Source organism: Ruegeria atlantica, assembly GCF_947495585.1.
Lineage (GTDB): Bacteria > Pseudomonadota > Alphaproteobacteria > Rhodobacterales > Rhodobacteraceae > Ruegeria > Ruegeria atlantica_G.
The window spans coordinates 109,327-127,578 of record NZ_CANLZK010000010.1; the positions used below are offsets into that span (position 1 = coordinate 109,327).

The window sequence follows — 18,252 nt, forward strand, 5'->3', positions numbered from 1 at the left end:
AAGGGAGGACGCAATGACAAGGACTTTCAAAACGGCCACAAGGCGTGGTTTCATAGCCGGTGCCACAGCGGCAATTGCTGCTCCGGCCATCCTTCGGGCAACGCGGGCCTATGCCGCGAACCCGACGCTGCGGATTGGTAATGTCAGCCCGCGCACCGGACCACTGGCCGGTTTTGCCGAGGCCGATGAATATGTGCTGCAGGCCATCCAGCAGGTCTTTTCGGCCGGGTTGGACAACAATGGCAAGACCTGGAATGTCGAGATCATTTCAAAAGACAGCCAGTCCAATCCAAACCGCGCAGCTGAGGTCGCCGCTGACCTAATCTTGGGCGATGAAGTCGATATCATTGTTGCGGCTTCAACGCCGGACACGGTGAACCCTGTCGCCGATCAGGCAGAGATCAATGAAGTTCCTTGCATCACAACCGACTGCCCGTGGCAGCCATACTTCTTTGGCCGCAACGGCGTTCCGGGCGAAGGGTTTGAGAACACCTATCACTTCTTCTGGGGTCTTGAAGACGTTATCGCCGCGTTCCTCGACATGTGGGACAAGACAGGCGTGGCCAAGACCGTGGGCGGTCTTTTCCCCAATGATGCCGATGGCAATGCCTGGGGTGATGCGGAACTGGGCCTGCCCAAACCGCTTGCTGCTGCAGGATACACGCTGACCGATCCCGGCCGCTATCAGCCGTTGTCTGACGACTTCTCAAACCAGATCGCAGCGTTTAAGGCGGCTGGATGTGAAATCGTTACCGGCAACATGATCCCGCCGGATTTCGCAACGTTCTGGAGCCAGGCCGCACAGCAGGGGTTCAACCCCAAGGTTGTCACGATCGGCAAGGCGCTGTTGTTCCCGTCTGTAATTGAATCGCTCGGCGATCGTGGCGATGGATTGTCGACCGAGGTCTGGTGGTCTCCACATCACCCGTTCTCGTCCTCGCTGACCGGCATTTCGTCGAAACAACTGGCAGAAGGGTACACAGCAGAGTCGGGACGTCCATGGACGCAACCGCTTGGCTTCAAACACGCTCTGTTCGAGGTCGTCGCGGACGTGATCAAACGGGCTGATGATCTGGAAGACCCCACTTCGATTATCTCGGCGATAACATCCACCAACCTGAACACCATCGTCGGGCCGGTGAACTGGGGTGATGGGCCAATGAACAATGTCACTAAAACACCACTGGTCGGTGGTCAGTGGCAAAAGTCCGGGGACGCGTATGAGTTGCAGATCGTTGCAAACAGCACCGCGCCCGAGGTTCCGGTGACGGCAGACATGAAGCTGCTGGGCTGACAAATTGTTCGGCGCCGATCTTGGCGCCGAACCCTTCATCCGAGAGAAGCATGACAACAATCCTGAATCTCCAAGACCTGAGCAAAGCATTTGGCGCAGTCACTGTCGCCGATGCGCTGAACTATCAGGTCCAACAAGGTGAGGCACTTGGGGTGATTGGCCCCAATGGCGCCGGTAAAACCTCGATGTTCAATCTGATTACAGGGACGCTGAAACCGAATTCCGGACGTATCGACTTTGATGGTCAGAACGTCACCAAATGGAGCGCGGCAAGACGCAGCCATGCAGGGATCGCCCGTTCGTTTCAGGTCCCGCAGCCGTTTTCGGGCATGACCGTTTTCGAAAACGCCATGATCGCTGCCACGCAATCGGCTGGGCTGCGTGGGCCCCAAGCTGAACGGTTTTGTCTGGAAGTACTGGATCAAACGGAGCTGCTGCCGAAGGCAAACGTTCTTGCAGGCAGCCTGACATTGCTGGAGCGAAAACGTCTGGAACTGACACGCGCGCTTTGCGCCAAGCCAAGATTGCTGCTGCTGGATGAAATCGCCGGTGGGCTGACCGAAGCCGAGTGCAAATCACTGGTTCAAACCATCAAGGACATTCATGCCTCCGGCGTCACCATCATCTGGATCGAACACGTTGTGCACGCCCTGTTGGCCGTTGTGGACCGCCTGATCGTTATCGATTTCGGAAAGAAGATCGCCGAGGGCGAGCCGCAGGCAATCATGGAAAGCACTGAGGTCAAAGAGATATATCTGGGGATCGAAGCCGATGCCTGATCCAATTCTCCAGACACGCGGGTTAAACTCTTTCTACGGCGACTTCCAAGCGCTCTACGACGTCGAACTGGACGTGGGCGAGGGCGAAGTCCTTGCCATTATTGGTGCAAATGGTGCGGGAAAAACCACCTTGATGCGGTCCATCACAGGGTTGCTGACGAACGGACCGGGTCAGATCCACTACCGGGGGCAGGATGTCAGCCGACTTCGAGCGGACGAGGTTGCCGAACTTGGCCTCGCCATGGTTCCAGAAGGTCGTCAATTGTTCCCCTCTTTGTCAGTCAAAGAAAACCTGATGATAGGTGCGCAAGTTGGCCGCAAAGGCCCCTGGGATCTGAAAGCCGTCTATGATCTATTTCCAATTCTTGAAGAGAGAAAAGATCAGGCCTCTACTTCGCTCTCTGGCGGTCAACAGCAGATGGTTGCTATCGGGCGCGCTCTCATGGCCAATCCCGATTTGATCCTCTTTGACGAAGTTAGCCTCGGGCTGGCGCCGATAATCATCAAAGACATCTACGAAGCGCTGCCCGGCATCATCGGCGAGGGTATGAGCGCGATCATCGTTGAACAGGACATCACCAAGGCACTGTCGGTCTCGAGCCGGGTCTACTGCCTGCAAGAGGGACGCGTTTCGCTGGAGAGCGCGTCTGACACCGTTTCGCGCGAAGACATCTCGCGCGCTTATTTCGGGATCGAATAACATGGAATGGCTGAACGCTATCGTGCAGGGAACTCTACTCGGCGGGCTTTACGCCCTGTTCGCGGCAGGGTTGTCATTGATCTTTGGAGTCATGCGGCTGGTCAATATTGCCCATGGTGACCTGATTGTGCTGGCCGCGTATCTCGGGCTGACGGTTACGACCGCGACGGGAATGCATCCGATGGCTGCTTTGGTGATCGTTGTTCCCGCAATGGCATTGATCGGATATGCCCTTCAGCGCGGCCTACTGAACCAAACTTTAGGCGACGATATTCTTCCGCCCTTGCTTGTCACCTTCGGCTTGAGCGTGATCATCCAGAACGGGTTGCTGGAGGTCTACACCGCAGACCCCCAAACATTGAATGCCGGTGCGCTGGAAACAGCAAGCGTTGCTGTGGGCGGTGTGGCACTCGGAATCTTACCGCTTCTCACTTTCGGTATCGCCATCGCAGTGATCTGGGGGCTGCAATGGACCTTCTATCATACCGCTCTGGGGCGCGCATTCCGTGCCGTTTCGGACAATCAGGACATCGCCCAGCTCATGGGCCTTAATCGTCGGCACATCTTTGGTCTGGCCATGGCTCTGGCCCTGGGTGTGACTGCGATTGCCGGTATCCTGCTTGGGATTCGGACCAGCTTTGATCCCTCAATCGGCGGCGGTCGTCTGATCTTTGGCTTTGAGGCCGTCATTATCGGGGGGCTCGGTAACCTTTGGGGTACACTGGTCGGCGGCGTGATCCTTGGTGTTGCGCAGACCATCGGTGCCAAGATCGATCCGGGTTGGCAGGTGCTTGCTGGCCATATCGCCTTTCTTGTCATTCTTGCCGTTCGTCCGAACGGTCTCTTCCCGAGGATTTCAGGATGAATCTGCAGGACTATTCCGTATCTCGATCGTCAAAAGCAGCCCGGGTTGCTGCGATCCTTGCGGCGGTCACTCTACTCGTTCTGATAGCAGCGCCCTGGTGGGCGGGCCGCGCTGACATGCGTCTGATGGGCGAGTTGTTCCTCTACCTATCCCTCGCCACCCTTTGGAACCTCATGGCGGGTTACGCCGGTCTCGTCTCGGTTGGTCAGCAGGCCTATGTGGGCTTCGGTGGTTATATGCTCTTTGCGTTGACGATGTTGGGCGGGCTGCACCCGTTGGCCGCCATCGCAGCGGCGGGAGTGCTGGGGGCTTTGATCTCAATCCCGGTTGCTGTTCTGATCTTCAGGCTAAGGGGCGCCTATTTCGCCATAGGCACCTGGGTCATCGCCGAAGTCTTTCGACTTAGCTTCGCGCAAATCTCAGCGCTTGGCGGAGGATCGGGGTCTTCGCTCCCCGTTGCCATCGTGAAATCGCTGGCGTCGGGTCGTGCGATGCGAGAAGCGCTTAGCTATTGGCTGGCGCTCGGGGCCGCTGTTCTGGTGGTGACAGCCGTGTATCTCTTCCTACGCTCGCGGCAAGGGTTGGCGCTGACGGCAATTCGCGACAACGAACTAGCTGCCGGTAGTCTTGGCATTGATATCTGGCGCACAAAGTTCATCGTATATGTCGTCACATCGGCATTCACAGCGATGATCGGCGCGCTCATCTTTTTGCAAAAGCTGCGCATTTCGCCGGATGCGGCGTTCAGCGTCAATGACTGGACTGCCTTCGTCATCTTCATCGTCGTAATAGGCGGCATCGGCACAATCGAAGGACCGATTATCGGTACGCTCGTCTTCTTCGCTCTGCGCGAAACTCTGGCCGACCTCGGAACAACTTACCTGATCGTACTCGGCGTCGTCGCGATTGTCGTCATGCTCAAGGCACCGAAAGGAATCTGGGGCGTGATCCGTAGCCGTTATGACCTGCAACTTTTCCCGCTGGGCTATCGCGTAAAGCACATCGGACAATCCAAGGAAAACTGAACCCATGGCCCGTCAGAAAAAAACGATCATCACATGCGCCGTAACCGGGGCTATCCACACGCCAACCATGTCAGATGCACTTCCGTACACCTATGATGACATCGCGCGTCAGGCGATTGACGCTGCGGAGGCCGGCGCGTCGATCCTGCACCTGCACGCGCGTAACCCCGAGAACGGGTCACCATCGGTCGACCCGAATGACTTCGCGCCTTTCCTGCCGCGCATCAAACAAGCGACGGATGCTGTCGTGAACCTGTCGACCGGAGGGTCGCTGACTTTGTCTATTCAGGACCGGATCAATCCCGCCAAGACCTTCAGCCCCGAAATGTGCTCGATGAACATGGGTTCAATGAACTTCTCGTTTCACCCACTGGCCAACAGGTATGGCGATGACGATTGGAAGTTTGATTGGGAGAAGGACTATGTCGCGAACTCCGATCAGAACATCTTTCGCAATACTTTCCGCGACATTCGCGAAGCAGCGGAAACTCTGGCCCCACATGACATCAAATTCGAACACGAGTGTTACGATGTCGGCCACTTGTACAACCTGAAATTCTGCATGGATATCGGGCTGTTCACGGCACCCATTTTTATTCAGTTCATCTTTGGCATCCTCGGCGGTATCGGACCCGAGGTCGACAACCTGATCTTCATGAAACGTACGGCCGACCGGCTTTTCGGTGACGATTATCGGTGGTCAGTCTTGGGGGCTGGCGGGGCACAGATGTCGCTTGCCACGACGGCAAGCCAGATGGGTGGCAATATTCGTGTAGGACTGGAGGACAGCCTATTCATTTCTCGAGGCGAACTAGCCGAAAGCAATGCTCAACAGGTGTCCAAAATTCGCCGCATCGTAGAGGATTTGGGCAGTCAGGTAGCTTCGCCCGACGAAGCCAGGGAAATTCTGGATTTGAAGGGTGGCGATCGGGTAGCGTTTTAGAACGGTTGTATCTGATATCAGAAAATGGGAACATTCGATTGGGGAAAACCAAAGTCCAGTTCATACCAATTGAAAAGTACTCAGACATAGCTAACACAATTCACATTTTGATAAGTGGTTTTGCAGTTGTGCTGGCCACGATTTCAGCAACTATGACTGCCCCGTGTCGGCGAGTGGTGATCAGGAGCCGATTGACGGCGCCGTAAAGGGCTTGTCAATATACGATGCCCACATTCACTACAAGAAGCCGACTTAGGGTATCTACCCCGTTGAACGTGTCATCGAGTTAATGGATCGAAACAGTTTTGTCATGGGGCTCACTTTCTCGACACCAGACGGAGGCGCAATAACGCAGTGGGAGTGGGCACAAAATTGCGTTGTGCGTGACCCATAACAATATGTTGACAAGTTCGTAAGAAATTCGAAAAAAAACTCAACCACATAAGATACCATACTAAGACTGAGAGCTGAGCAAACCAGCTTATCCAAGTTCAGAGCCACTTCGCAAAACAAGCCCGCTTGGGAGCGCCGAAAAACCAATCCCGGAACAGGACCAACGTCAGCTCCGAGCCCAAAGCCTTGGCGCAATTTCCATCGCTCTGTCTGCATTGAATAATGGTTGCAGCTAAAGCTGTAACGAAGACTCTTAGTCCTCGGTTTTTCGCCGTTCCCTTCAAATAGTGTTGTTTTCATTGACACATTGCCTTGCATGCGATCCGCTAAACTACGTCATCTGTTTTAACGCAAGGATTTGATGTCATGCCAGAATCGCTCAACCTGCATAAATTTGAAAACCTAAGTCCTTTCCAAATCAAAGACGAACTTATTAAGTTGGCGCAAAAAGAGGCGCGGCAGATGGCTTTGCCATACTTCAATGCCGGTCGAGGGAACCCTAACTGGATCGCCACTAAAGCGCGGGAGGCGTTTTTCCTTTTAGGGCAGTTCGCTATGACAGAAGCTCAGCGCCATCGTAATGAGCCGCAGGTCGGTTTGGCCGGGATGCCGCAAGGGCCAGGCTGTTATGACCGGCTAAAAGCATATTGTTCCAAATCGGTTGAAGGAAACGGCCCTCCAGGTGCGGAAACTCTGGTGGCCGTAGTGGATTTTGCGATTGAGAAATTTGGTTTTACACCGGACGATTTCGTGCTCGAGTTGACCGACGGTATTGTTGGCGACCACTACCCAATGCCCGACCGGTGCATGGAGCACAACGAGGCGATTGTCCACGAATACGTTATGTGGGCGATGTGCGCGGGGCACCGTCCGGATGCGAAGTTCGATATCTACGCAGTTGAGGGTGGAACCGCTGCGATGTGTTATATTTTCAAGGCACTCAAGAACCAGCGGTTGCTGAATGCCGGCGACACCATTGCGTTGGGCACACCGATTTTCACGCCCTATCTGGAAATGCCGGTACTTGAAGACTATGGGCTGAACACCGTGGATGTATCTTCGAAAGAAGAGGACCACTTTCAACTGAACGACGATGATTTCGAAATTTTGTCCGATCCGAAAGTCAAAGCATTGTTTCTGGTCAACCCGGGCAACCCGTCTTCAGTCGCTATCAGCCCCGAAGTCTCGACTCGGCTTGTCGAGTTTGTAAAGAACCGCCGCCCGGACCTGATCATTCTGACTGACGATGTTTACGGGACCTTCGTTCCGAATTTTCAGTCGATCTTGGGGCATCTGCCTGAGAACACGATCGGGGTTTATTCCTACTCCAAGTATTTCGGTTGCACCGGGTGGCGTTTGGGCGCGATTTTGGTGGCCGAGAACAACATCTTCGACAAGATGATTGCGGAGGCTACGGACGAAACCAAGGCCGTCGTCAACGCACGGTACGAAACGTTGACGCCTGATCCATCCTCGTTCAAGTTCATCGACCGGATCGTCGCCGACAGCCGCGATGTTGCGCTCAACCACACCGCAGGTCTGTCACTGCCGCAGCAGGTGATGATGACTTTGTTTTCACTGGTCGAGCTTATGGACGAAGAGAAGGTCTATCAGAAATTCTGCTGGGGTATTCTGAAGCATCGCTTTGACGAGTTGGTCGAAGGGATGGGCATCGAAGTTCCAGATAACCCGCTGTTCGATAAATACTACGGTATCATCGACTTCGAATTCTGGCTCCGTAAATACGTGGGCGAAGAGGTGGTCGAATGGATTAAGGAGAATATCCACCCGCTAGATATATCCTTCAAACTGGCTCAGGATCACGGGATCGTTTTGCTGAATGGATCGGGCTTTGACGCGCCCAACTGGTCGGCGCGGGTATCGTTCGCCAATTTGGATGATAGCGCTTACCGCCAGATCGGAAAAGCGGTGCGCGCGGTGGCCACGGGTTACGTGCAGGCCTACCGTGCCTCGAAAGGACTGCCGTTGCACGGTTGAGATCTAGCAATAGCAAAGAGGAACGGATCAGCGTGATGGTTTGCACAAACGCTGATCCCACCCGTCCAGGTTAGGACTCCGGTTGTCGCGCCCATTTCCGGTTTGACTCACGGAACAAAAGCCACAACCAACGGTCCCCAGAGCGTTAGGAAGATGTTAGCCACGGCATAGGTCATGGTGAAAGCTGGTGTGGGAGTCGAGTTTCCGGCCTTTTCCAATAGTGTCGCAAAACCGGGATTGCCCGAGCGTGATCCGGTCACAACCGCACAGGCCTCAATCGGGTTTTTAATACGCAGGGCGAAATAGTTGATTGGGAACTGCACGATCATGGGCATCAATGTAACCACCACACCCAACAGCAACAGCGTGATCCCATATTCCTGAATCGCCTCTAGTGCGGGCTTGCCTGCATTGAGGCCAACGACACCAACAAACACAGCTAATCCAAAGCTCTGAAGGAAATTCGCGGCCCCTCGGTTAATGCCGCCGATCTTGGGTCGCCGGATGCGCATGTAGCCGATGATCAACCCTGTAACTAGGCAACCGAGACCGGATCCCAAAGCCACTTTGGTTCCTGCGATGACAAAACTGATCTCTCCTATCAGAAAGCCGATGGCGACGCCGATCCCCAATGCAATGAAATTGGTTACCGAGGCCGAAGGCGGAACGTAGCCCGCAACTTTCGCAACTCGATTCAGATCGTCCTTGTGACCGACAATACTGACCTCGTCACCTGCGTGTATCTCGGTGTTGTGCAGGACAGGGACATCATGGCCCATGCGGGTGATCTTTGAGATGTGAACACCGCGCCTCTGATCCGCTGTCAGAGCCTCGCTCAATTCTGCCAAGGTTTTGCCAGTCAGTTTGCGGTTGGTGACCACTACATTACGACGTTCCTCTACAACCGTCAGTTCAGGTGGATACTCTCCGATTTCACCACTGGCGCTACGCTCGAACTGGGTCAAAGTAGCTACGAGGCCGGAGACGACCACAACGTCTCCGGCATTGACTACTGTTTCAGGATTCGGATCCACAGGAGCGCCATCGTGGAGTAACCGTTCAACGATCAGATCACCATCATAACCGCTTTCGATGTCTTTGACGGGTTTTCCGGCAATGGTTGCATCGGCATTTACCTGATAGGCTCGGGCGTCAAACCGGTTCATAGGAAGGAACTCACCTTCCTCTAGTTTGCGACCGCCGCCGCTGAGTTTCTGAGCCAGCTTAATCGCTTCTTGCCGCAGGTCGACACGCATGATGATTGGAATGACACTAACTGCCAATATTGGGCCGATCGAGCCGAAGATATAAGTAACCGAGTATCCTACGGCGATGTTAGTTTTTAGCTTTTCCGCCTCATCTGCGGCCAGCCCAAGTAGATCGATGGCATTTCCAGCGGTGCCGATGATTGCAGATTGTGTCAGGCCACCAGCGGCCAATCCAGCCGCCAACCCTTTGTCCAAGCCGGCCAACCGAGCAACAACAATAACAAAAAACAACCCCCAGAGGGTCATCATAAACGCGGCAAGTAACTTGGTCAGCGCAGTTCGGTTCAAAGCCGCAAAAAATTGAGGGCCGCCATTATAGCCAACCATAAAAATGAAGAGGGAAAAGAAAACATTCTGAACATCGGTACTGAGGTTGATACCGCCGATCTGGCCAATGAAGACCGCCACCAACAATGTACCAGCGATGCCACCCAGTTCGAACTTGCCGACCCGAAACTTTCCTACGCCGTATCCCAGACCCAGACAAAGAAACAGTGCCATGATCGGGAAGGTGCGCAGTTGTTCTGTAATCAATTCCATTGTGAAATCTCCCGCGTCCCAACGGTGGTTCTTTTCGTTCAAGATACAGCGCCTTACTGTATTGAAAACAAAAAAATTTAGACGACGGGCGGGATGCGGAGTTTTCAAAAGTACTTGGAACAAGCAATTTTGAAGGGCAGATGCATTTGGAACCTAAAAACTAGTTTTTGGAATGAAGGTCACACCATTCACTCTTTGTATTTTTTTGGGGGGTGAGTTTTGGCCATCACGATGGATACCTGTGTACCCTTAAGACATGCTGCAGATATTTACGTAAGTTGCAGCGAACGGCGTTTGTTTTTCTGACCTGATCTGCAGAAATGAAGCCATAAGTTTGAACCTAGGGCGACTGTATACAGGACAGCGTCTTCATACACGCAGTTAAGTCTTCAGTCTCTGTTCTCAGACAATTCCAGTTCCGAGAGTATGGCAGCGTAGTTGGCGTGCAACTTTTCTTGGGTCTATTGGAAGACAACCAACAATAATATGCTAGTAAAAATTTGGTACCTAAACCGGTAACTTTGTCCCGCGGACCCGTGATCGACATACTGAGAATGCTGCGGGGCGCAGGAACGTCCGCAATGCGAGTTGCGCTCGCAGCAACAGGAGTAGCTGATGAACGTCGACTTTCGACGGACCTAACGCTAGATACTAGCTCGGGATCAAGTCAAATGTCTCGCCACCGCATAATATGTCCGAGTCCGTTCACACAAGTCGTCAGATCGCAGCAAAAGACCTGTCTGTTGCTAGGCGGGCTGCGTTCAGCCTTCGCTGGCGCATTTATCACTTTCGAGCAGTGGCGGAGCGCGACGCAAACTCCATGAGGCGTTTGAACTTCGGGCAGTCCATATGGGTCTCTGCCGGGCAATCTGCCACATGACGGAGCGCATCCCGAAGCCGGGTCAGGCCTCGGATTTGTTCGTCGAGAGTATCTGCCCGTAGGTGTAATTCGGGGCGAGGCAATTTCGGTGTTCCATCTTTGGCGAACATGTCCTTGATCTCAGCAAGAGAGAACCCCGCCATTTTCCCTAAAGAGATCAAGGCGAGTTGCGTCAACACCAAGGTCTCAAACTGCCGCCGCAGGCCAGTCCTCGCAGCCGATTGGATCAGTCCAATTTCCTCATAATAACGCAGTGTTGAGGGCGGGACGCCGCTCTTTTTAGACAAGACACCGATATCAAGAAGTTTCATGGTTGACCTCAAGTTGACTTGAAGTGGCAGAGTAACTTCTCACTGGTACACGAGACAAGAGAATTTACGATGACCGATGCGATACAGGCACAAAATCCCACTCCCATCCTGATTGCCCTCGCTGCGGCGACACTGACCGCCTCATTGGGAATCAGTATAGCGGCGGTACTGCTTCCGACACTTGCACACAGCTTCTCCGCCACAGTGTCGGAGGTGCAATGGGTAATGCTGGCTTATCTCACATCAGTGACCATCGCCGTCGTGTCGGCCGGACGGCTTGGCGATCTATTCGGCCATCGTCGCTTGCTGGTCTTAGGTCTCATCGTTTTTATAGCAGCGTCAGTATTAAGCGCGACGGCTCCCAGCCTCAGCTTGTTGATCGCTGGACGTGCGTTGCAGGGGCTTGGCGGAGCGATCCTGATCGCGCTTCCGATGTCTATCGCACGTGACCTCGTCCCGACAGAGAGGTTAGGCACGGCGATGGGGTTGCTCGGGACGACTTCCGCTGCCGGGACTGCTTTGGGTCTCTCGCTGGGTGGTGTGCTACTTGCTATGGGCAACTGGCGCATGGCATTCTGGTTTCTTGCCGGGTTCGCCAGTGTCACGCTTTGTCTGTCCGTCGCCTCTATCACGCGCGATTGCGAACGGAGGACCGTATCTTTCCGAGAGTTGGATTTTCCGGGAACCTTTGTGTTGGTGATAGCTCTCTCAGCCTACGCGGTGGCAACCAGCGGTGGGGCATCAAGCATTCCGTTGTCTCCGGGCGTGCTTATTTTCAATGTTTTGATCGCAATCGTCGTGTTTGGGATGGTCGAAGCCCGTGTGGCCTCTCCACTGGTGCCCATGAAATTGCTCCGCGACCAGAGAACAAGTATCGGGCTTTTGATGAACCTGCTGGTCAGTGCAATCATGATGTCAACTTTGGTTGTTGGTCCGTTCTATCTAGCTTTTTCTCTGGGGTTGAACGATGCAGCCATTGGTTTGGTTTTGGCGGTGGGGCCATTGGTCGCCGCGCTTTTCGGTGTTCCGGCCGGTTGGGTAACAGATCGGGTTGGCGCAGATCGTGCGATGATCATCGGCCTTGTGCAAACCACGCTTGGTCTGCTGTGCTTGGGATACCTGCCGCGATACTTCGGAGTCGGCGGCTATTTGATCTCACTCATCATCCTGACGCCTGGCTTTCAACTTTTTCTCGCCGCCAACAACACAGCAGTTCTGATCCACGCTGCCAGTGAACAGCGAGGCCGACTCTCTGGCCTCCTCGGGCTCTCGCGGAATTTGGGTCTGATGACGGGTGCTTCTGCTATATCCACACTGTTTGTTGCCATAGTCGGGACGGGAGATACTGCGAATGCTCCGGTTGCGGATATTGCACATGCTTTTTCGATGACCTTTACGGCCACTGCATGTTTGGCCCTGATCGCCATGGGATTATTAAGTTTGAGACCGGGTTGATGCCACACAGTTCGGGCTTGGACATGATTTTAGGCAAGAGGAATCGAAACAGTCCAATAGTACTTTCAGGTGAAAACCAACACGGATTGTGTTGCCCCAACAACAGACCACTTATGGATGCTGCGTAGTGCATCAACGGCAGCAATGGCGGGCAGCGCCGGAGCGTGACATGGCCCCGATCGGGTGGCTGCACTGGGCCGTCCTCGCTTGTGTAGACAGCCTTCCACAAGGCAAATGTCATGCTGCATCCAGAGTCTGGAATGTATCCAAAGCAGAAATCCCTTTTTGGGAGCATTGTTATCTTTCTTGAACCCTAGATTTGTTCCGGAACCAACTGCCTCCACCACTACTGCAGTTGCAATATATCCGGGACGCAGAGTTTTCTTTTGGCAGGCATTTTGTCTGCACCATCTGTTCGTTTCAATCGCTTCGGGCCGTCCTTGACCTTGATTTTCGGCTTAGCTAGTGGGCCTTTCAAAGTCACTGGCCAGGGGCTTTTCGAAAGAGGTTCGCCAATTTTGCGGGGCTGTAGATTTAAATCCAATACCTTGCCGGCTACATCGACGCCGCCAAAGACGACAACTTGGACATGATCTGTTTCCAATGTGGTTTGCTTCGTCGAAATACTTCCATTGGAGATACTAATCGGTGCGCGTAAGCATACGATTGGGGCAACCTTTTGTTTTTCTTTGGTAAACACCCAAGGTAGCACCCCTAGTCCTGCCAGATCTAAAAGCTGTGTCTCGATCGAACCGTCACGCATTGAAACTGTGGCGTTGCCACTCATGCTATTGATAAAATGTTTAGATGAATCGGTTCCACCGGTCACCGAAAAATCTGCATAGATCGTACCGCTTGCGCCTTTTTTGAATTTCAGACCATGAAGAATATCATCCAGCTGCCAGCCGCCTGCCTTGCCGGTCAGCGTGAGCAGACGCGCGTCGTTTGATAGATCCATTTGCACGGTGACGTCGAAATGAGCGCCTCCGTATTCAAATTTCAAAGGCCCAGCTTTAAGCTCATTCTTGTCGAGCGTCAGTTCGCTCTGCAAACTGCTAATTCCTTTGGCACCTTCTATGTGCCGAAGGTCAATGTCGACATCCATATCCATACCGGACAAGAGAACTGAACGCCCAATTGGTTTAAGCGTCACATCTCTTAAAGGCCCAGTGTCACCTGCTTCTTGATTGACGTCTTCCTCGTTGGGCTCCGTACCGCCTAGCTTCCGCAACTGTGCGGCGGCCTGAATGATGGTTCGAATATGATCTATCTTTATCAGGTCACTCTCTATGGAACCCTTCAGCACAGGGTTACTTGTTGCATCATCAAGATCGGCGACAATTTCCAGGACAGATTCAGCAACTTCGACATTGGCACTCGCGTTCCAATCGGTGCCTTCGCTAGCGAGGTCGATTTCAAGGCGAGCCTGTCCGGTTTCCACGCGTTCAAGCGATAGTGCCTCCAGAAGGTCCGCACCAGATGGGACTTCGACATCAATTGCCAAATCCAAGTCCTCGAACTTGAGTACGTTCTTGACAGTGCCATGTACTTCGAGGTTCCAGACTTCTGTTTCACTTGTCTTTCCATCTAAATTTGTCAACGAAAGCTGACTGATGTCGCCGTTCAAATGAAAGTTGCCGGAAAACCTGCCGAGTTGGTCGTCTGGTCCCAACAATTCTGGCGAGATCAAGCTGGCTGCCGGAATATCCATTAGACCTTCGGCTGATATTCCTTGCAACTGCAGCGCATCATCGACGGAACCGTTCAAGATAATAAACGGATCAGCAGGGTTTCCAATTCTCAAGTTGATGCTTCCGACCCTTAAGGCGCCTTCTGGTGTTCTGGAAAGCTCGGAGAACTTAATCGGGGGCGGACCCTCGCCAGAGGTGTCCAATGTGAACCCGTTGGTCTTAATGACCATTTGCCGCTGTGGAACCTGCCCGGGTACGCTGTCGATAACCATGTCGACTGCGACAAGTTTTAGATCATACCGCGATGCGGCCGGGGCTGGTTCAGCATCTTCAGGGTACAACCGAATGCGGGTTGTCAACGATACGTCTTCCGGATTTCCCAATTCCCCGATCTGCCCCGTCAACGAAAGGCTTTGTCCGCCTTCCAATTTAGCCAATACAGATAGGTCGTCAATTCGTGCCACACCGTCGACTGATTTGAACGTTGCACCAATATTCCCTGTCCCTTCCAAAACGCGATTAAGCTTCAGGATATCGAGAAGCTGGCCAAGTTCGGCAATCTCCACGGTCGTTGCCACTTGCAGACCGTTTTCTTGAGGGACTTCCTCGGCGACAATCGAAATCTGTTCGAAATTAATCGCCAACTGAAATGGGTCTTCTGCGGGGAATGTCGCGTTCAGATCAAAACTCTCTCCGTTTAACGAACCGGCCCCAACTGCGGTCGCAACATCGGTTTCCGTATCACGCTTTAAGAGCAGTTCAGGAAGCTGCAGATCTAACTCAAGTCCGTTTAAATCGTTCTGATAAAGAATGGCGATATCAGTCAGATCAATTTTGCGGTCCGTTAGAATTCCGGCTAACAGCGGCGTCGGGGAATTTGCAGGTTTCCCGGCTTCGGCTTCCGTTTGGGAAATGGGCTGCCAGTTTCCGAAGCCGTCTTTGTCTGTGATTAGGTTCAGATGAACACCTGAGAGTGAAAGACCACTCAGTGACAGTTTACTGTTCCAAAGGTCGCGCCCGGAAATTTCAAACTCGATCTCATCGATTGCTGCAAGGTTCACATCAGCATTCTGAGAACCGGGTAATTCGAGACCTGCCGCTGACACCTGCAATTGCCGGCCAAGGCCCAGACGCACTTCGTCTTCTATTCTAACCTCCTGACCAAGTTTCTTGGAGATCAGATTTTCGACGAAAGTCGTCCTGACAGAAGAGAACAACGGAGAAGACAGGAAAAGCCAAGCTGCTAACACAGCGACAAACGCGACAGCGCAACTAATCAAAATACCTTTTGCAATGTATCGCACGTTCTTCTCCTAAAACTCCGATTCATCCGGTGGGCAGCCTAGACCATTTAATCATTAAGTTAATGGAATATATGGTCGGTGAATTTTCTGAACTCTGAATGACCTTGAACTTACAGATGAAAACTCTCGCTGATTTGGCAGACAGCAAAGACATAGTGAAACGACAAAGTATCGTTTGTGCTGCTGCACCCAGTTTCAAAACAGCTGGCTTGAAGCGAAAGTAACTGACCAAAAACGGACAGGTTGCAGGAGCTGTGACTTCGGCGGCTAGGCGCATCCTCCTAAATACTGGCAACCAATTTCCTTCGATTTCGCACTTCCATAGAATTGCTTTCATAAGTGAATTCATCAATCAATGAAGTCGCAATGAATTCACCAGCCAGAATAGCACGTGGGATATCTTAAGTTGGCTCGGGCATTTCAAGAATACGCAGGTGTAGGTCGGACAAATTACTTGTCGGATCACGATTCAGATCAGTAAATTACATCGAGTGTTTTAGGGATGGTCCAGTCACTTGAAACCGTCGATATCGCAAGAGACAGTCAAGAAATGGCAGCGGATTGTTGATCTGATCGCGCGCGTTGCCGATGTGCCCGCAAGTTTGGTCATGCGAACACACGAACCGTATCATTCCGTTTTTGTGACCAGCAATTCCGAGGGGAATCCATATTCTACTGACCGCAGATTCACACTGAACGAAAAACTCTACTGTTACGGTGTTCTGCAGCGAGATGGCGAGCTGACGGTCGAGGATGCGACTTGTGATCCTGATTGGGTCGACAATGACGATATGGAACATGGAATGCGGTTCTACGTTGGTTACCCCCTCAAATGGCCGGATGGATCGATATTTGGCACCATTTGCGTCCTCGACTCCCGACGCAACCGACGCGCCTTGCTGTTTCGTGAAGGCTTGCGGGAGTTTGCAAGGGTAATTGAGGCTGATCTTGAGTTGCTTGTCGAGATTGAGCGGCGCATTACGCTTGAAACAGAATTGCAGGCTACCCTGGACCAGCTGGAACAGCGTGTTGACAACCGCACAGCGGATCTTGATGAGGCAAATACGGCGCTTCGTGTGCTGCTCAGCAGCGTCGAAACATCACGGGAAGAGTACGACACCAGAATACTACGTCAGATTAAAGGATTGGTCGTGCCGCATTTGGTCAAATTGCGCAGCAGGCTGGAGGGAGACCCCGCCGGACGTGCATATCTGGAGTTGGCAGAAGAAAGCCTGAAGTCCGTAACGTCAGAAATGAGCGGAAAACTCACCACGGTTTTCGAGATGTTGACACCAACCGAGCAGGAGATTGCGCAGATGATCATGCGCGGTCAAACAACCAAGGACATCGCCCATACGCTTTCGCGTGAACCCAGTACGATCGAGTTTCACCGGAACAATATTCGCTCAAAGCTTGGATTGCGTCGCAGCGGGCAGAACCTGAGGAGTTTGCTGCTCTCGATGCAATAGACTATGGGGGTCTTCCCCATATTTTACCCATGAAAATTCAATGCCTGTTGAAGCAATCCTGATTGGTACCCTTGCGTCGTCCGAGGACAAGCCCGGATCATTCCACAACAGGGACAAGCGATATGGATAAAGACGAGCTTAATCTGAGACCGACGCTGCTGCGCGGTGACAAGGACCATTTGGCACCGGGACTGTCGCGCCGATCCTTCTTCATGGCGGCTGGAGCAGCTGGGTTCGGGGGTGCGGCGACTGTCCTGAGTACGTCGCCGGCCGAAGCACAATCCACGGATTGGACCCAGCCAGGCAACAACAACGGTGTGATCGAGCTGCAGAAAACAACCGGCAGCACCGTCGAGGGCGCGGTTGGTATCGACTATTTCGGTCATTGCGCAATCAAGATTACTTCTCCGGGCGGAGCGACAGTTTTGTTCGATCCCTGGCGAGACGATCCGTCGGGCGCGTGGGGGCTTTGGTTCAAAAACGAATTCCCGGAAACGTCGGTGGATATTTGCATGTCAACGCACACCCATTTCGATCACGACGCCATTCACCGACCTGTTTCGACGATGGTACTGGATCGGATGGTAGGCAGCTTTGAATTTGCAGACATTAAAATTATGGGCTTTGCTGACAAGCACGTTTGTCGGGCACCGGGTTGGTACAACTGGACAAACGCGCTGGGTGAGTTCGGTGTACAGGCTTGTCCGCCCGACAATGTCAGCCACATGGATATGGTAGTCTATCTGGTAGAAACCGGTGGCATCCGCACCTTGATATGGGGCGACAATCGCCATAATCCGCCACAGGAATTCTGGGATGCCATCGGCCAGGTCGATGTGTTGACGCTACCAGTTGACGGATCCCAGCACATTCTGGATTACCAGCAGGGCAATGACATCGTTGCCAAACTCAGGCCAAAAATCATCATTCCGACGCACTATCTGAGTGAGACCACCAGCTATACGTTGACGACCCTGGAAAACGCAGACGAATGGGTGAAATCGCAAAAGAGCTACAAGATGCTAGACACCGCCAGCCTATCACTGGAAGCTGATGACGTTGCCGGCATGGATCGTGAGTTCTTCTATTTCGGGCATAACGCCCAAACAACCTGACAACTTGGCAGGTGGGGCTACGTCGCCCCACCTAATCTGTAGTCTGCGTGGCAGACGAGATTAATAAGACCGTAACGTACCTTTTGAATTCGTCGTTTTCGCAAACGTGATCGGCCCTTGTCCAATGGCTGTAAGCGGACGTTTTGGACGCCAACAACAATTGCGAGCTCGAAACGGTTCTTCGTGAAGCTTGGGGCAATAAACTCTCCGAGGACGGTTCGC

General features: G+C 53.0%; 13 protein-coding genes. 10 read left to right on the forward strand and 3 right to left on the reverse strand.

The window, feature by feature from the left end; all coding sequences use genetic code 11:
- The first annotated feature begins 13 nt into the window (after window positions 1-13).
- From QMP16_RS16710 to QMP16_RS16740, 7 genes are all read left to right on the forward strand, one after another.
- Entirely contained in the window at window positions 14-1,294 is a 1,281-nt protein-coding gene (locus QMP16_RS16710) for an ABC transporter substrate-binding protein (RefSeq protein WP_282153286.1), read from the forward strand.
- Window positions 1,295-1,344: 50 nt separating this feature from the next.
- Window positions 1,345-2,073: an ABC transporter ATP-binding protein gene (locus tag QMP16_RS16715; protein WP_282153287.1), complete on the forward strand. Its 729-nt coding sequence runs from the start codon at window positions 1,345-1,347 to the stop codon at window positions 2,071-2,073.
- Window positions 2,066-2,773, forward strand: a complete 708-nt coding sequence (locus QMP16_RS16720) for an ABC transporter ATP-binding protein (RefSeq protein ID WP_108862216.1) — start codon at window positions 2,066-2,068, stop codon at window positions 2,771-2,773. Before QMP16_RS16715 ends, QMP16_RS16720 begins: the two co-directional genes overlap by 8 nt.
- 1 nt (window position 2,774) lies before the next feature.
- The gene (locus QMP16_RS16725) at window positions 2,775-3,638 is read left to right on the forward strand and encodes a branched-chain amino acid ABC transporter permease (RefSeq protein WP_108862215.1); all 864 of its coding nucleotides are present in this window, start codon (window positions 2,775-2,777) and stop codon (window positions 3,636-3,638) included.
- Window positions 3,635-4,663, forward strand: a complete 1,029-nt coding sequence (locus QMP16_RS16730; protein ID WP_108862214.1) for a branched-chain amino acid ABC transporter permease — start codon at window positions 3,635-3,637, stop codon at window positions 4,661-4,663. Before QMP16_RS16725 ends, QMP16_RS16730 begins: the two co-directional genes overlap by 4 nt.
- 4 nt (window positions 4,664-4,667) lie before the next feature.
- Window positions 4,668-5,606 (forward strand): 3-keto-5-aminohexanoate cleavage protein, encoded by a 939-nt coding sequence (locus QMP16_RS16735; protein WP_282153288.1) that lies wholly within the window; start codon window positions 4,668-4,670, stop codon window positions 5,604-5,606.
- A gap of 759 nt (window positions 5,607-6,365) precedes the next feature.
- Window positions 6,366-7,997 carry a bifunctional aspartate transaminase/aspartate 4-decarboxylase gene (locus tag QMP16_RS16740; protein ID WP_282153289.1) on the forward strand — a complete coding sequence of 544 codons (1,632 nt, stop codon included), beginning with the start codon at window positions 6,366-6,368 and terminating at the stop codon, window positions 7,995-7,997.
- Window positions 7,998-8,104: 107 nt separating this feature from the next.
- Here QMP16_RS16740 and aspT read toward each other — a convergent pair whose 3' ends face one another.
- Complete coding sequence (gene aspT / locus QMP16_RS16745; protein ID WP_282153290.1) at window positions 8,105-9,805, reverse strand: aspartate-alanine antiporter; 1,701 nt, start codon at window positions 9,803-9,805, stop codon at window positions 8,105-8,107.
- Window positions 9,806-10,588: 783 nt separating this feature from the next.
- Window positions 10,589-10,996 (reverse strand): helix-turn-helix domain-containing protein, encoded by a 408-nt coding sequence (locus QMP16_RS16750; protein ID WP_282153291.1) that lies wholly within the window; start codon window positions 10,994-10,996, stop codon window positions 10,589-10,591.
- A gap of 18 nt (window positions 10,997-11,014) precedes the next feature.
- On the opposite strand from QMP16_RS16750, the gene QMP16_RS16755 reads away from it, so the two are divergent.
- On the forward strand, window positions 11,015-12,451 hold the full coding sequence (locus QMP16_RS16755; RefSeq protein ID WP_282153292.1) for an MFS transporter: 1,437 nt from the start codon (window positions 11,015-11,017) through the stop codon (window positions 12,449-12,451).
- 346 nt (window positions 12,452-12,797) lie between these two features.
- On the opposite strand, the gene QMP16_RS16760 is transcribed toward QMP16_RS16755, so the two are convergent.
- Window positions 12,798-15,446, reverse strand: coding sequence for an AsmA family protein (locus QMP16_RS16760; protein WP_282153293.1), 2,649 nt, complete (start codon window positions 15,444-15,446; stop codon window positions 12,798-12,800).
- Window positions 15,447-15,961: 515 nt separating this feature from the next.
- Between QMP16_RS16760 and QMP16_RS16765 the strand changes: the two genes are divergently transcribed.
- The gene (locus tag QMP16_RS16765; protein ID WP_348774609.1) at window positions 15,962-16,915 is read left to right on the forward strand and encodes a LuxR C-terminal-related transcriptional regulator; all 954 of its coding nucleotides are present in this window, start codon (window positions 15,962-15,964) and stop codon (window positions 16,913-16,915) included.
- Window positions 16,916-17,037: 122 nt separating this feature from the next.
- A complete protein-coding gene (locus tag QMP16_RS16770) occupies window positions 17,038-18,030 on the forward strand; it encodes an MBL fold metallo-hydrolase (RefSeq protein WP_282153295.1) in 993 nt (330 codons plus the stop codon).
- Window positions 18,031-18,252 lie beyond the last annotated feature (222 nt).